Origin of the sequence: Providencia hangzhouensis, from assembly GCF_029193595.2 — a bacterium.
GTDB lineage: Bacteria > Pseudomonadota > Gammaproteobacteria > Enterobacterales > Enterobacteriaceae > Providencia > Providencia hangzhouensis.
Genome location: NZ_CP135052.1, coordinates 3,309,346 through 3,325,278, shown reverse-complemented (window position 1 = coordinate 3,325,278; position 15,933 = coordinate 3,309,346). Strand labels below are relative to the sequence as shown.

The following is a 15,933-nucleotide window of genomic DNA, read 5'->3' as shown; positions in this document are numbered from 1 at the left end:
TAAAGGAAAAATTATGCAAATACTTCCATTTCGTTGTGAGTTACCTAATGGTATTCATGCAAGACCAGCGAGTGCAATTGAGCAAAAAACAGCTTGTTTTCAATCAGATATTTTACTTTTTAATAAAAGCAAACTACGCCAAGCCAATGCAAAAAGTGTTTTGGCTCTTGTTGGGGCAGATGTCGCTGTTGGTGATGAATGTTATTTTACAATCAGTGGAGATGATGAAAATCTGGCTTATGAAAAACTAAAGGTATTTATTGAACAAGAATTTATTCATTGTGATGGATTAATGCCAAAAAAAGATAAACCAGAGCAAGGAATGATCCCTATATATCTGAGTCGGACATCATCTCAAATTATTCAGGGTTATGGTGTTAGCCAAGGGATTGCAAAAGGTAGGGCTATCTATATGAAATCTTTTGATTTACAAAAGATTTCATTATTAGAGCCATCAAATTCACAATCAGAACAATGTGAAATACTAAAACGTGCGTTACAAAGTGCTCGTCAACAATTTAGTCTAGACATTCAGCAAGCTGATAAAACAGCGGTTGATATTTTAGAGGCACAAAGCCAATTATTGGATGATGAGGATATTGAAGCGTGCTTACTTGAACCAAGAGAGGCAAATAATGCGATTGCTGCGTTATCAATGGCAATTGAAGAGCTCAGCTTACCATTTCGAAGCAGTAGTAATGAATATTTACGCCAACGTGAGTTAGATATTAAGGATCTGGGATTGCGTATAGCAAGGCATCTTGGTATCGAATCTAAAATACAACTTCCTAAATTAACAGAAGATTCGATTATTATTTGCCAAGGATTACTGACACCAAGCGAATTATTGGCATTGAGAGGGGAGTATTTGCAAGGTATTGTGATGGCTTCAGGGGCAGAAACATCACATACCGCTATTTTAGCACAATCTTTCTCTCTTCCTTTAATATGTCTTTCATCTTCCATGATTGAATCAATTCAATCTGCTCATGTTTTATTATTAGATACGCAATACGATTTATTAATTATTGAGCCTGATACATATGCAGATAATTGGTTCAAGCTTGAAAAAGATAAATTATCTCGTTTGTTTATCTCTGCTAATACGCCAAAAAATGATTATTCAGTATTGGATCCGTCTTTAATTTTTCTTGATGAAAGAATGGAATGTAAAGAGGAAGTCATTAAACGATTAACTGATAATTTAGAAGTTAATCACCGAACTGACTCTGGAGCACAAGTTGAACAAGCAATATGGCAAAGAGAAGAGATTTTTAGTACGGCATTAGGTTTCTCAATTGCAATACCGCACTGTAAATCACCTTTTGTTAAACACAGTAGTATTTCTGTATTACGTTTACCGAATGAGTTAGCGTGGGGAGATAATGTTAATGTTAAATTAGTAATTATGCTAACAATTAATGATTCAGATGAAAATCAGCATATGCGAATCTTTTCTGTTCTCGCACGTAAATTAATGCATGAGTCTTTTAGAAATGAAATGTTAAATGCTAAAAAATCAGAGGGTATTGTTGAATTATTGAAACTGGAATTAGAGTTATGAGATAAGAATGTAAAAAATTAAAATTTTAATAAGTTAATTTTCTTTTAAGTTATTTAAAAGGATGGGATGGTTTTTTTCTAAAAATAGAAGGGGTATATCTATAAATAAAAGATAAATAATGAATCATTGTTTTAACGATTAAATAAAAAATAAATGTTAATTATAGGAATCAGTTTATGAAAAACTTAACTCTAGGTATCTCTACATTATTATTTTGCACAGCAGCGAATGCGACATATATTGACTATCGTCATGAATGGTTAGGGAATGAACATCGCCATGAAGACCGTGTCAAAATTGGCCATAGCATGCAAAATGGAACTTATTTTAGCCTTGAAGGAAAATGGAGAAGTCGAGATGGTGGTTTTGGTGAAAACCTATCATCAAAAGGAAATGAGGTTGAAGTTGGTTATAAATATAAAGCCACAAAAGATTTTGTTTTAACACCTTCTTTTGCTTTAGATTCAGGAGATAAAGATACGGCTTATAAATTCAGTGTCAAAGCTGCCTATAATTTAACGGATGATTTTAATATTGGAACTCGTTTACGTTATGGCGTAAGGCATTATGATAACTCTAATAAGCCTAAAAAAGATAATCAGCATTATTGGCAGAGTAATTTTTATTTAGGTTATAAGCTGCAAGATTTTTCATTAAGTTATGACTTTGAATATAAATTTAATACTGATTATCCTGCATATAAAGGTAAAGAAAAGGATTATGCACATAATCTGAATGTGTCTTGGGTTGGTAATAAGACATGGGTTCCTTATGTTGAATTAGGGTATGTGTCCTATGATGATGGTTCATATGTCAAAAATGGACAAACTTACCGTGATGCATGGCAGTGGCGTTATCGCGTTGGCATTGCATATAACTTCTGATAGAAATAGTTAATTATCTAAAGGGAACAAATATGAACAATAAATTAAAATATAGTTTTGCCCTTGCATTAATGTCCATTGGAACTGTCGCAATGGCAAATGCCCCTACGGCTCAACCTTATAATTATCGCGTCGCGTTTATGCCAGATATCCATTTTCATGATGTATATGGGCAGTTTGCTGATAATGCATTTGAAGGATTAAAAAATAGTAAAAGTGGTCAAAATGCCGTTATTCGTTCTATGTATGCGCAATTAACATCTACGCGTTTATTTAATGAAAACTATTTTGCTCTACGTGCTGCACTAGATGATGCAGGTAAGAAAGGTATTAAACTTATTGCATTACCTGGTGATTTTACTGATGACGGCCAACCTATTCACTTACGTGGGTTAGTAAAAGTATTGCAAGAGTATGAGCAAAAATATGGTATGCGTTTCTTTGCTACACCAGGGAATCATGATCCGAACCGTCCATTTGATATGCCAGCAGGAAAAGAAGATTTTCTTGGAACTGATGGTAAAACGCAGCGTATCTTTAGTTTAGGGGCAAGTGAGTGTACGGGATATAAAGGAAAGACTGCCGTTATAGAAACGGGAGCTGAGCTGCCAACAATTTGCTCTGAAGAGATGGTATATAGTGGTTATGGTCGAGTGATGGATGCAATGAAATCATTTGGTATTAATCCGTTACCAGAAGATATTTATTGGGAAACACCATACTCAAACTATGGTTCTCAAGGTTACAACTATGAAGCAGCCTTAAAAGCCAGTGATTTTAACCAAAGGCAGTATGAAATTTGTACTCAAGGAACAGGCGGTAAATATAAACAAGAGGGATATGGGCCTTGTTTTAATGTTGCAGACAGCAGTTACCTTGTTGAGCCTATTCCTGATTTGTGGTTAATGGCCGTTGATGCCAATGTCTATGTTCCTTCTGAAAAAGCAGATATTAATCACCCTAAAGCAGCTAAAAACTTTGCAGGGTCGGGGAATGCGGGTTACAACAAAATGTTGACACATAAACAACAGACTGTTGAGTGGATGGCGGATGTTGCAAAGCGCGCGAAAGAGCAAAATAAAACATTAATCACGTTTAGCCATTTCCCGATGGTTGAATTTGATAATGGTGCAGCAGATGACCTTGAAACCATTTTTGGCAAAGGTAAATTTCAGTTAGAAAGGGCACCAAAAGAAGACACTAGCCATGCAATGGCAAAAACAGGTATCGGTGTTCATGTTGGCGGTCATATGCATTTTAATGATACAGGTGTACGTAAGTATTCGGATGGCAGCTTACTTTTTAATATTCAAGCTCCTTCAATGGCCGCATATGTTCCTGCTTATAAAATATTGAATTTTAGAAATGCGAATGAAATTGATGTACAAACCATTGTAATAGAAGATGTTCCTCGGTTTGATGAGTTATTTGAGCACTATCAGCAAGAGTGGGAACACCTCAAAAATACTAATTCGTCGCATCTTTGGAATAAAGATATCTTAAGCGCAAATAATTATTATGACTTCACTAACTGGCATATTACTGAACTGACACGTTTACGTTTTATTCCAGAGGAATGGCCATGTGAAATTCGTCAAATGTTATTTAGTTTGAATGGCGAAGAGATGCTTGTTTTAAGCCAGTTAGATACTAAGAAAGCTTATAATGAAGTATTAACGGCACCATTGAGTCAAAATCATGAAATTTGCGCTAAAGACCCGGGAACTGTCAATGTCACCGAAATCTACTTGAATAAAGACTCCGATGCATGGAAAAAAGCCAGTGATAAAGCTGCTATTCTTGCTAAAAATACAGGGTATCAGTTAAATGATTTTGCAAAATGGAATGGTTTTGACCTTGCTGTGGATTTTTATCGTTTACGTAATGCAGACGAGCTTGCGTTGCAAGATATACCTGTAGAAAGATTAAACCAATATCGATTCCTCACAGGAACCTTGTTATCGTCATTACCAAATGAGACTGATAAAATTAACGCGGATAGTTCATTTGAGAATATTTTTAAATTACGCTTTGGCAGTATTTTCACTGTAATTGATAAATATCTACAAGGAAATCCAAGTCGAGATTTTTATCTTAATATTGAGTCTGGGGAAATTAAGCCAATGAATGTTAATCAAACTAGTCATTAGATTAACGATAGATAACATGGCTATAATAATGAAAAATCACTAACATTATTCGTGTTAGTGATTTTTTACGGTGAAGATCATCCAATTTTTGAGTGATTATGAATTTTTAATTAGTTAACATTAATTAGAAACCAACTTAATTGGATAAGTAAAAAATAACAGATGTCCCAAATTTAACCCGAAGTGAATCGATACAGCCAGCCATAATTTACCACTCCACATCCAAGCTAGGCCATAAATCAAACCCGCTAATGTAGCAAAGAGAATTAATAGTGGTCCACCTGCAAAATGCACAGCGCCAAATAACAGTGAGGTAATCACTAGTGCGAGGTAAGGAGACCTCAACCAAAGGGTTAGACGTTGCTGTAAATAACCACGAAATAGCGCTTCTTCAGCTAATGAAACAAAAAGTAAGTTACAGAGCACAAAAGCAGGTAACCAACTAGGAAAATGCCATTCAAAGGCTAATCCGCCAGCAGCAGTTGCGACCAGCAATAAAAGTGGCATAGAAATAACCAGCAGTGCCCATTGAACTTTAGTTGCATGCTTGGTTGGCCGACAGACAAATAACGTTGGTAAGCAGGCGAGTAAAATAAAAGGGACGAGTGCCTTATCAAAATTAAAATACATTGTGAAAGGGGCGCTATGTTCCCCTACGGTAACGTTATCGAGATATCTCAGGTTATTAAACCCAGGGAATAAGTGAATAAATAACCCAATCGTACAGATTAGTAAGATGATTTCACTAATAATTTTGGTGGATAGATAGTGTTGGAAACGCAAACGAATAATGGCAATTATTGTAATACAAACCAATAGTAGAACCGCTTGCCAATCAATAACGTGTGTAAGTGCTGCGGTAATAATTGTGCAAGCGAGTAAAAAAAGAGCAATTAAACGGTGTGTTGCAAGTACTGCAAGTGAAGAGGCTAACATTAACCAAGCCATAAAAAATATCCATTATGATGTCTAAATTATTAGAATAGGCGCAGTGTAATGATTTTATGTGAATTTTCTAATTTAAAATAACCTAAAAAATATAAATAAAATAAAATCAAAGAGTTATTTGTGTATAACTTAGTTACCATCTATTAAACATTAGATTAATTTGCCAACAGTTTCATCGTGTCTATTGGCAAATAAGTCAAAAATTAAAGTTTTTCAATATCGTAACGGTATTTCCCATTATCAGGGACAAAAGTGAGCCGATGTGTAATACAAGCAGGGGCGTCTTCTTGATGATGGCTGACGAATAAGAGTTGTGTGTTACCTTGTCTTAGCATTACATCAATAAACCGCAGAACTAACAACCTGTTAAGGCCATCAAGCCCTTGCAATGGCTCATCTAGAATAAGCATAGCAGGGTGTTTAACTAGTGCTCGAGCTATCAAGACTAAGCGCTGCTGCCCCCACGAAAGACTGTGGAAAGGTTGTTGAGCTGTTTGCGTAGAAAAACCTAACAGCGCTAGCCATTCATACGCTAATTGTATTTGACGATCAGAGGGGGTTTGGTACAAGCCAATAGAATCATGAAAACCGGAAATAATGACATTGAGTACACTGGTTGCGACACGGTATTCTTGGTGAATGCTATTGCTGACGTAACCAATATGGCGCTTAATATCCCATATGGTTTCTCCTGACCCACGACGGTGACCAAATAAGGTTAAGTCATTACTATACCCTTGAGGGTGATCTCCTGTAATCAAGCTCAATAAGGTGGATTTTCCAGCGCCATTTTCACCGATAATTTGCCAGTGTTCGTTTGGGTTTACCTGCCAATTTAAACCGTGCAAGATCGGTTTGTCATTGTAGCTAACAGTTCCATTTTTCAAAATAATACGAGGTGTCGTGTCATCCAGTTTTTCATCTGCGGTTGGAGCCTCAGTTTCAGGGATAGAAAGCTGTTTAATTTTCTCACTATGCTGTAATTGCGTTATTAGCGTGTTAGCAAGTACTGACTCCCTATTTCCCACCATTGCTAGTTTGCAATCAGCGACAACACCTATGTTTTCAATAAAATCAGGGAGTTCATCAAAGCGGTTCAACACTAACACTAAAGTTAAGCCTTTTTCAGACAAACTTGATAGTAGTTCGCTGAGCTGACTTCTTGAATAAACATCTAGGCCATCAAATGGCTCATCAAGGATCAGTAAGTCAGGATTACCCATCAATGTTTGGCATAACAGTACTTTGCGAGTTTCACCCGTAGAAAGGTACTTAAACCGACGAGACAACAAGTCACTGATACCGAAGCGAGCGGCAAGCTCAAGGCAGTATTCATTGTCCTTATGGTTAAATTGAATGATTTCAGCTGCTGTATATCCCGTGTCATCTTCATCATCACTGAGCATATCTGTATTATTGCGCTGCCACTCTTCATTAATGATTTTTTGTAATTGTTCAAATGATAGACGAACAGGAGAGGTGAATGTATTTTTTACGACACCAGAAAGAGGAGGGAGCTCATTGGAAAGTACTCGAGCAAGTGATGATTTACCACTACCATTGGCACCAATAAAAGCCCAATTTTCCCCTTTTTCGATGTTAAGTTGCTGAATGTCTAAAGTCTGAATTTCGCTGAGCTTAAAGTTGCCATGTTGTATTGTTATTGTGCTCATCAAGCTTCCTTATCATGATTATTTACCTTGTCATCTATCACAAATAATCAGGATTGAAGCTAAAGTCAACAACAGAACGATATGATAAGGAAAAAAGGTGAATGCTTACTTACTTTTATTGTAAGTAAGCAGGGCAAACTAGCAAATTAGCAAAGTGTGGCAACAATCACTTGGTCCGCATTGAATAATGCCATAACGCTATTATTCACTTTCAAAGATTGGGCATCGATTTCGCTATTTGGCATAGTTGAACATAAAGTTTCACCGCCTGTGAGTGTCACAATCACTTCACTGTTCTCATCACCCCGCTCTAAAGCGGTAATTTTGCCTTCAAGGCGGTTATCAAAGCCTGTTGGATTGGATTGTTTAGTAATTTTTACCCAAGGTGCTTTAATCAATGCAAGCACTTCTTTTCCTTCGGCTAACCCTAAACGGTTAGCGCTTTGCTCTGTCAATGCGGCGTTGATCACCGTTCTGTTGTCTGCTAAACGAATTTGTACATGTTGCTGAACTTGCATGTGGTCGCGTGCAATTAACGTCCCAAAAAATTGGTTACGGGCACTGGTTTGCAGTGAAAAACGCGAAATAGCTGCTAATAAGCTGTCTAAAGGGAGATTATCTTCTTTGAGTACATCAAAGGCTTTTTGCTGAATTTGTGCTAGTAAATCATATAGTTGAAGTAATCGCTCACCATAGTGAGTCAGTGTTGTGCCGCCACCGCCTTTACCACCTGTCGCCCTATCAACAAGGATATCATCAGTGAGTTGATTCATTTCGTTGATGGCATCCCAAGCACTTTTATAGCTGATCCCTGCGAGTTTAGCGCCTTGGCTGATTGACCCTGTCGCTTTAATTTGTTTTAGTAGCGCGATACGGCGAGGATCAGCAAATAAACTGCCCTGTAGTTTCAGTGTGAGTAAAATTTCGGCCTGCATAAATTTCTCCCTTCCGGCGTGGCTGGTGATGACAGAGGTAAAAAGCACGTTTAGTATGTCGTTAGTATAATATTTTGTCTAAAATAGTCTCCATTATAACGTAATTGTGCGTTATTATTTTGATTTGATTTATACTCAATATACTGAGAGTCAAGTTTTCCCTCGTCAGCGTATCTTGTAGGCTGGTGGGTACAGTATCACTGAAGAGGCTTTTTCCTATGTTAGAACTAATTAAAAGTTTGGGTTTTGCCCTGATGATGGTTCCAGTTGTTATGTTTTTGATCATGGGTTTGATCTATGGTTTGGGCGCGTTCTTTAACTTACTGTCTAAAGCACACGTACCTCATCATCATAATACTGAAAACAAGTAATTTTTAACAAAATTTCTTGTCTGACTGATTATAGACCCCCTGATTGTAAATGCAGTCAGGGGGTTTTTCATATAGCAGTGGGCATTATAATGATGGATATTTGCTATCATGGTAATTTGAATATAGCTGTCTGCGGTTTTGAATATTAAACTCTTTTTGTTCAGCCATTGTCTTTTTTATAAAACTTTCTTGAAATGCTTTTAATGTATCATAAGGATCTTGCTGAGTATTTTCAGTGAGTTGCTTAATAGCTTCAACAACGAATAATCCACATCCGTTAGGGACTTGTTGTTGGATATTCCCTTCAATATAGGTTATATCTTTTTCTATGATACCTGCCTTTTCTGCGGCTTTTGCTATTTCATTAGTAATTTCAGGGCTGACATTTTGGTATGAATTAAAGACGACACATTTCATATCTTGCTTATGTTCCGGCTGATAGAACACAGCTAAGACCCAATGGTTCTCATTGATATTGATAGGAAATAACTCACATTTATCTAATGTTTTATTATTTAAAATTTTTTGTTCAATTACATCGGCTAATAAGTTGTAGCCATTTTGCATGAGTCCTATTGAGCAATTGATGGTCATGTTTGATGGCAAAGTTGGGTTATTTTTATTGCTTGCATCAATCTCATCACTTGTTGTCATCCTGTTATTATCCCAAAGAGTAGATTCCGCGGGTTCATTTTTCATCAATAGTTTAGTTAAACTAATTTTATCAATAACTTTTTCTATTGCAGATCCGACAATATAAAGGAGCTTAGAAGGGGTCGTTAGTTTCGAATCTTTTAGGTGTTTTTTGATTTTTGTATTAAGGTGTAATTGATATAATTTTTTGCTAGTTTCTTGTATTTCTTTATCTATACCTTTCTTTGCAGGCAGCTTTCCACTAAATAAATCAAACAGAATATTTTCTGCTTTTCTTCCTTCGTTGTCTTGCCGTAGAGCGATATTGTGTAATAAATCGATACTCTCTAAGTTCCCATTACCCGCTGATTCTGCTAAGGAAGCTAAAGCTTCAGGGGAAATATTTTTTTCAAATAACCCATTAAATTGCTCAATGGTTAATCCACTCATATAGTGAGCTTGGGTTGGAGAAAGCGCTGTCGGTTGAATAGCCATATTATCTCCTCTGTTTTTATCTATCTGCAAAAGTTGGATAAAATATTCAATTGTGTACGATTTGTGCCGATAAAGTTACAAAGGATATAAATTGTTCTCTATATAAAAACGATTTTACGGCTGAGGAATTTTTCATCGTTAGTGGGGTTTTAGAGAAAACATGCAACAAAATTGCATCATTTCTTGCGCCAGCACACTTTTATCACGAGTTTGACTTTAAGTTATCGCTGTGTCCTGTTATATATAACGTGTCGATTAATACTAGGGTAGATAAAAATGAAAAAAGGTTTGGTATCACTTCTCGCTGGCGCAACATTAACGTTAACGATGGCTAGCAATAGCTTTGCAGCTGATAAAATTACGGTTTTTGCAGCGGCTTCTCTAACTAATGCACTGAATGAAATTTCTGAGCAATATAAGAAAGACACTAAAGTAGAGGTTGTTGCATCCTATGCGTCTTCTTCAACGCTGGCTCGTCAAATTGAGCAAGGTGCACCCGCTAATTTATTTATTTCTGCTGACCAGCAATGGATGGATTACGCCATCGATAAAAAATTGATGGTAGAAGATACGCGCTATACATTATTAGGTAATGAATTGGTGTTAATTGCACCGAAAGATGCCAAAATTGATAAAGTTGAAATTAATAAACAAACTGATTGGAAAAAACTGTTAGATGGTGGCCGTTTAGCCGTTGGTGACCCTGACCATGTCCCTGTTGGTATTTATGCCAAAGAAGCATTAAGCAACTTAGGTGCATGGGAAACGGTTGACCCGCTGTTAGCACGTACAAATAACGTGCGTAGTGGTATGGCATTGGTTGAGCGCCAAGAAGCGCCTTTAGGCATTGTATATGGCTCTGATGCTGTCGCTAGCCAAAAAGTCAAAGTGGTAGGTGTCTTCCCTGCTGATACCCATAAACCTGTTGAATACCCAATGGCAATTGTTAAAGATCAAGATAACAAAGCAACCCGTGATTATTATGAATACTTGAAAACCCCAGCGGCTTCAGAAGTATTCAAACGTTATGGTTTTGAACCTCGTACTAAATAAATGTTAAGAGAGTATTTTTTTGCAGATGTTAAGTCCTTATGAATGGGAAGCGATTTATCTAAGTCTAAAAGTATCCAGTGTGGCTGTAATTTTCAGTTTGCCATTGGGTATTTTAATGGCATGGGTATTGGTTCGCTGTAATTTTCCTGGAAAAACACTGCTCGATAGTATTATTCATCTACCACTGGTATTGCCGCCAGTGGTAGTGGGGTATTTATTATTGATCAGTATGGGTAAACGCGGTTTTATCGGTGAATGGCTATATAACTGGTTTGGATTTAGTTTTACCTTTAGTTGGCGGGGGGCTGCGCTTGCGTCTGCCGTGGTTGCGTTTCCACTGATGGTACGTGCGATCCGTTTAGCGCTTGAAGCGGTTGACCAAAAATTGGAATTAGCCGCGAGGACATTAGGCGCAACACCGTTACGTGTCTTTTTCACGATCACCATTCCGCTTTCTCTTCCCGGTATTATTGTCGGAACAGTATTAGCATTTGCACGTTCACTTGGTGAATTTGGCGCCACAATTACTTTTGTTTCGAATATACCAGGTGAAACACAAACCATCCCATTAGCGATGTACACCTTAATTGAAACGCCAGGGGCGGAAGTAGACGCTGCGCGATTATGTGTGATTGCGATTATTTTAGCCTTGATTTCATTACTGATTTCAGAGTGGCTCACCCGTTGGGGTAAAAAGCGTTTGGGGGTGGCTTAGCATGTTAGAACTCGACTTTTCTCAAAAACTAGGGGACTTACAGCTTGAAGTCACAACGCAATTGCCAACGGAAAGTATTACTGCCGTTTTTGGGCTTTCAGGCGCTGGTAAAACCTCGCTTATCAATGTGATAGGTGGGTTAACTAAACCTAATACAGGGCGTGTTGTATTAAATGGCCGCACATTGGTGGATATGGAAAAAGGTATTTGCTTACCACCTGAACAACGCCATATCGGTTATGTATTTCAAGATGCACGGCTATTTCCCCATTATCGGGTGAAAAGCAATTTGCGTTATGGCATGTCACCCGTAATGAAAGATCGCTTCGATGATATTGTTGAATTATTAGGGATTGAAAAATTACTCAATCGCTACCCGATAACCCTTTCTGGTGGTGAAAAACAACGTGTCGCTATCGGACGGGCGCTATTAACAGCCCCTGAAATTCTCCTAATGGATGAGCCGTTAGCCTCTTTGGATTTACCTCGAAAGCGTGAATTGCTGCCGTATTTAGAGAAACTTTCTCAAGACGTTAAAATTCCCATTTTATATGTTAGCCATAGTTTGGATGAAATTTTGCGTCTGGCTGACAAAGTGATTGTCATGGCGCAAGGAAAAGTTAAAGCTTTTGGCGCTTTGGAAGATGTTTGGGCAAGCAGTGCTTTGCGCCCTTGGTTACAGCAAGAAACGTTAAGCAGTGTGGTAAGTGCAACGGTGCATAGCCAACACCCTGATTATGAGATGACAGCGGTGATTGTTGGTAGCCAAAAACTGTGGATCCCTCGAGTTGAAGCCCAACAAGGTGTTGATGTGCGGATACGTATTGACGCTGCAGATGTTTCCTTGGTACTCGAAAAACCACAAGTGAGCAGCATTCGCAATATTTTAGCCGCAGAAGTGGTTGAATGGATTGAAGATGGCGAGCAAGTAGATGTGAAGCTAGATTTAGGCGAAGAACATTATTTATGGGCGCGGATCACTCGCTGGGCAAGGGATGAGCTTTCTATTCGCAAAGGGCGTAAAGTTTATGCGCAAGTGAAGTCGGTGTCACTTTCCCGCCATTTATAGCAAGGACATATTTTTCTCTTCTATCCAAAAAGTAATCAATAAGAGATATCGCAGCTTACGTATAAAATACGATATCTCCTTTCATAGATTAATTTTTATGTATAAATAAAGTTAATCTCTACTTTACTGTTTGCTGTAGATAGTGCTTAACTGTTTCACGAGCGCCAACAGAGATTAGCTGCTGATAGGCTGTTTTTACATTTTTGACGATATCTTGATTTTGAGAAAACTCAAGTGGAAAGATAGCGTTAATCGCTAAAAGCCTATCAACAGCTTCCAAACCAACCCCACATAGGTGATAGATTTCAGCAAATTTATGTTGTAAAGGATCCTTAATATCTATTGCATTACCTTGCTCATCTTGTCCACTGACATATTTCATCCAGGCAGCAACTCCGAGAGCGAGAAATGTATAGTCTGAGCCGTGCTTTTGATGCCACATTATTGAGTCTAGTAAGCGTTGAGGTAATTTTTGGCTCCCATCAGCCGCAATTTGTGCAGTTTTATGTTTGATTGTCTTGTTAGAAAAACGCTTTATTAAAGTTTGTGTATATTGTAATAGGGTTGTATTGTCAGGGATGAAAAGTGTAGGTGCTTGTTCGTTTATTATTAAGCTGTACGCCGCTCTACTGTAATCAGAGTTTTGCATAGCATCGGAAATAAATTCATAGCCACCTAAGTAACCTAGATAAGCAAGAAAAGAGTGGCTTCCGTTTAGCATACGTAATTTCATCATTTCATAGGGTGTGACATCAGGCACAAATTGAGCACCGACATGCTGCCAGTCTGGTCTACCATTCACAAAATTATCTTCAATAACCCACTGGCGAAATGATTCACAAATGATGGCACATGGGTCATCTCTGCCAATTAATTGTTTAATTTCTGCATATGATTCTTGAGTCATGGCTGGGACAATTCGATCAACCATTGTACTTGGGAATGAAATGTGTTGATCAATCCATTGCGCTAGTTGTTTATCTTGTTGAGCGGCTAAACCAACAATAGCACGCCGTGCGGCCTCACCGTTTTTACGAATATTATCACAAGAAAGAATGGTAATAGGGGGTTGTTGTCGTTGAAAACGTAAACGAAGTGACGCGACGATATAACCTAAAACCGATCGTGGTTTTGTTGGGTGTGCGATGTCATGTTGTATGTTGGGGTGTGACAAATTCAACAGGTCTGTTGCAGGAGAAAGGCAATAGCCTTTTTCTGTGACCGTTAATGAAATAATTGCTGTATCAGGGGAAGCCATCTTTTCTACCACAGCATCTATGCCATCAATGCGTGGATGCATTGCTTCTTTTATCACCTTAATCGTTCTAACGGTCGATTTTTCTTCGTCTTTTTCAAGTAAAGTGTAATGGCCGTTATATTTATTTAATTGATTAATTAACACAGCTCCGCTATCGGACATCAAATTAATTTCACAATATCCCCAATTAGAGAGAAATTGTTCAAATAATAAGTGAGTGTAAAGAGCTTGATGAGCTCGATGAAATGCACCACAACCAAGGTGAACGATACGGGGAATGAGCAATGGTTTAACTTCTTGAACGGGCTGGAAAGTTTGATTATTTAAGTGAGGGGTATGTGGCATAACTCGGTCCTTATAATAGAAGCAATCAATGTAGAGTAAAGACATCTCAATATGGCAAATTAATAATTAAAAAACAAATCTGTTTTTAAATTGATTGGCGGTTATAGAGAGATTATTTATAATCAAATATCTTTTATATTATAAATATATTTTTAATTGAGCAGGGGTTATTTTAATGGTTACAATGTCTTCTTTGTTGTATATATTTGATTTTGCTTATAATGTTAATTGTTTGTTTGTGTTTTTAATAAAAAATTAAAATAAAATTAAAATAAATTATTTTAAATAAAAGTATATGTTTTCTCATTGAAATATGATTTCGATCTCATTTCTAAATAATTTAAGAACGATCATGTTCTAAATTCAGTTTAATAGTGCTAATTTCAATAGTGCGCGCTTTTTGTCCGTTTTGTTTGAACAAAACATACCTCAAATAATGTATTCCTAAAATAAATGTAGGGGGCAGTATGAGTGACACTATTTCAGAACAATTAGCTACCGATACTGCAGCTGATAAGCCAGCTGCAGATAAAAAAACGATTAGAAAAGTGATGATGGCTAGCGTGTCAGGAACGGTCATAGAGTGGTACGACTATTCATTGTATGGTGCAGCAGCAGGGCTAGTGATCAATAAACTTTACTTTCCGAATCTATCACCCACAATTGCAACATTAGCAGCGTTTCTTACCTTTGCTGTAGGCTTTATTTCACGTCCTTTAGGGGGGGTAATAATAGCTCATATAGGAGATAGATACGGGCGCAAACCAGCTCTTATTTTTGCCATTGTTTTAATGGGGATCGCAACACTCGCTCTTGGATTACTTCCGACTTATTACCACATTGGCATTTGGGCCACGATTGCATTAGTTGTAATCAGATTAATGCAAGGTTTTGGTTCAGGCGCTGAGCTAGCAGGTGCCCAAACTTTTGTTGCGGAATATGTCCCTATGAAGCAGCGGGGGTTTTATACCTCGTTAATTAATGCATCTACAGGGATCGCCATTCTATTGTCGACTGCCGCTTTTTTTGCTGTATCACAACTCCCTGATGATGCCTTTATGAGCTGGGGTTGGCGTGTTCCTTTCTTGCTATCTATCGTTTTATTTATTGTCGCTATTTATATTCGCAAGCAATTGGATGAAACCCCTGAATATGTTAAATCAGTCGAAAAAGCAGAGAAAGATAAAAAAGAGCAAAAAATTCCGATTAAAGAATTATTTATTCATAGTCGAAAAAATTTACTCTGTGGTTTTTTTAGTTTGGCGGGGCATCAAGCAAATGGTTATGTACTTAGTGTATTCAGTATTAGCTACCTCACTAATACGTTAGGAATGGAAAAATCTGATGGATTGATGGCATTAATGGTCGCTGTACTTGTTAATACAGTCATGACGCCTGTTATGGGGAAATTAACTGATAAATATGGCACAACTACAATCTTCTCATTCGGCGCTATTTTCTTAGGGGCTTTTGCGTTCCCATTATTTTGGTTCCTTGGCAGTGGTAGTTTAGTACTGGCAACACTGGGTATGTGTATTGCTTATGGTATTGGCCATGGCGCGACATCAGGAGCTCAAGGCGCATTCTTAGCTAATCTATTCCCAACACAATATCGTTATTCAGGTATTGCACTTTCTCGTGAACTAAACAGTGTTATTTTTGCAGGCTCAACCCCAGTTATTGCAGCTGCTTTAGTTTCTGTTGGAGATGGAAAACCGACTTATGTTGTTTACTACTTGATTTTCTGCTGTGTGCTGACATTAATCGCCGTGCAAATGGCCAGAAAATTAAAACAACACCAATAAGATACAGATTAAATTTTTACTTATTTAGTATGAGG

General features: G+C 37.6%; 13 protein-coding genes. 8 read left to right on the top strand and 5 right to left on the bottom strand.

The window, feature by feature from the left end:
• Positions 1-13 precede the first annotated feature (13 nt).
• From PZ638_RS15100 to PZ638_RS15090, 3 genes are all read left to right on the top strand, one after another.
• A complete protein-coding gene (locus PZ638_RS15100) occupies positions 14-1,564 on the top strand; it encodes a fructose PTS transporter subunit IIA (RefSeq protein ID WP_094962406.1) in 1,551 nt (516 codons plus the stop codon).
• A 176-nt stretch (positions 1,565-1,740) separates the two neighbouring features.
• Positions 1,741-2,448 carry an oligogalacturonate-specific porin KdgM family protein gene (locus PZ638_RS15095; protein ID WP_180312074.1) on the top strand — a complete coding sequence of 236 codons (708 nt, stop codon included), beginning with the start codon at positions 1,741-1,743 and terminating at the stop codon, positions 2,446-2,448.
• Between the two features lie 32 nt (positions 2,449-2,480).
• The gene (locus PZ638_RS15090; protein ID WP_180312073.1) at positions 2,481-4,598 is read left to right on the top strand and encodes a metallophosphoesterase family protein; all 2,118 of its coding nucleotides are present in this window, start codon (positions 2,481-2,483) and stop codon (positions 4,596-4,598) included.
• A gap of 120 nt (positions 4,599-4,718) precedes the next feature.
• Here PZ638_RS15090 and PZ638_RS15085 read toward each other — a convergent pair whose 3' ends face one another.
• From PZ638_RS15085 to modE, 3 genes are all read right to left on the bottom strand, one after another.
• Entirely contained in the window at positions 4,719-5,546 is an 828-nt protein-coding gene (locus tag PZ638_RS15085) for a CPBP family intramembrane glutamic endopeptidase (protein WP_180312072.1), read from the bottom strand.
• 203 nt (positions 5,547-5,749) lie between these two features.
• Entirely contained in the window at positions 5,750-7,219 is a 1,470-nt protein-coding gene (gene modF / locus PZ638_RS15080; RefSeq protein WP_004256733.1) for a molybdate ABC transporter ATP-binding protein ModF, read from the bottom strand.
• 146 nt (positions 7,220-7,365) lie between these two features.
• Positions 7,366-8,154 (bottom strand): molybdenum-dependent transcriptional regulator, encoded by a 789-nt coding sequence (gene modE, locus PZ638_RS15075; protein ID WP_180312071.1) that lies wholly within the window; start codon positions 8,152-8,154, stop codon positions 7,366-7,368.
• Positions 8,155-8,372: 218 nt separating this feature from the next.
• Between modE and PZ638_RS15070 the strand changes: the two genes are divergently transcribed.
• Positions 8,373-8,525, top strand: coding sequence for an AcrZ family multidrug efflux pump-associated protein (locus tag PZ638_RS15070; protein ID WP_004256731.1), 153 nt, complete (start codon positions 8,373-8,375; stop codon positions 8,523-8,525).
• A gap of 84 nt (positions 8,526-8,609) precedes the next feature.
• On the opposite strand, the gene PZ638_RS15065 is transcribed toward PZ638_RS15070, so the two are convergent.
• Positions 8,610-9,653 carry an ElaD/SseL family deubiquitinase gene (locus PZ638_RS15065; RefSeq protein ID WP_180312070.1) on the bottom strand — a complete coding sequence of 348 codons (1,044 nt, stop codon included), beginning with the start codon at positions 9,651-9,653 and terminating at the stop codon, positions 8,610-8,612.
• 276 nt (positions 9,654-9,929) lie between these two features.
• On the opposite strand from PZ638_RS15065, the gene modA reads away from it, so the two are divergent.
• Genes modA through modC form a run of 3 tightly spaced genes read left to right on the top strand, consistent with a single transcriptional unit; the run spans position 9,930 to position 12,490 of the window.
• Positions 9,930-10,706: a molybdate ABC transporter substrate-binding protein gene (gene modA, locus PZ638_RS15060; protein WP_096864111.1), complete on the top strand. Its 777-nt coding sequence runs from the start codon at positions 9,930-9,932 to the stop codon at positions 10,704-10,706.
• 25 nt (positions 10,707-10,731) lie between these two features.
• Positions 10,732-11,421, top strand: coding sequence for a molybdate ABC transporter permease subunit (gene modB, locus PZ638_RS15055; RefSeq protein WP_094962413.1), 690 nt, complete (start codon positions 10,732-10,734; stop codon positions 11,419-11,421).
• Position 11,422: 1 nt separating this feature from the next.
• Positions 11,423-12,490, top strand: a complete 1,068-nt coding sequence (modC, locus tag PZ638_RS15050; protein ID WP_094962414.1) for a molybdenum ABC transporter ATP-binding protein ModC — start codon at positions 11,423-11,425, stop codon at positions 12,488-12,490.
• A gap of 118 nt (positions 12,491-12,608) precedes the next feature.
• On the opposite strand, the gene PZ638_RS15045 is transcribed toward modC, so the two are convergent.
• Complete coding sequence (locus tag PZ638_RS15045) at positions 12,609-14,093, bottom strand: mannitol dehydrogenase family protein (protein ID WP_094962415.1); 1,485 nt, start codon at positions 14,091-14,093, stop codon at positions 12,609-12,611.
• 467 nt (positions 14,094-14,560) lie between these two features.
• Here PZ638_RS15045 and PZ638_RS15040 point away from each other — a divergent pair, with 467 nt between their 5' ends.
• On the top strand, positions 14,561-15,898 hold the full coding sequence (locus PZ638_RS15040; protein ID WP_004256715.1) for an MFS transporter: 1,338 nt from the start codon (positions 14,561-14,563) through the stop codon (positions 15,896-15,898).
• Positions 15,899-15,933: the final 35 nt, after the last annotated feature.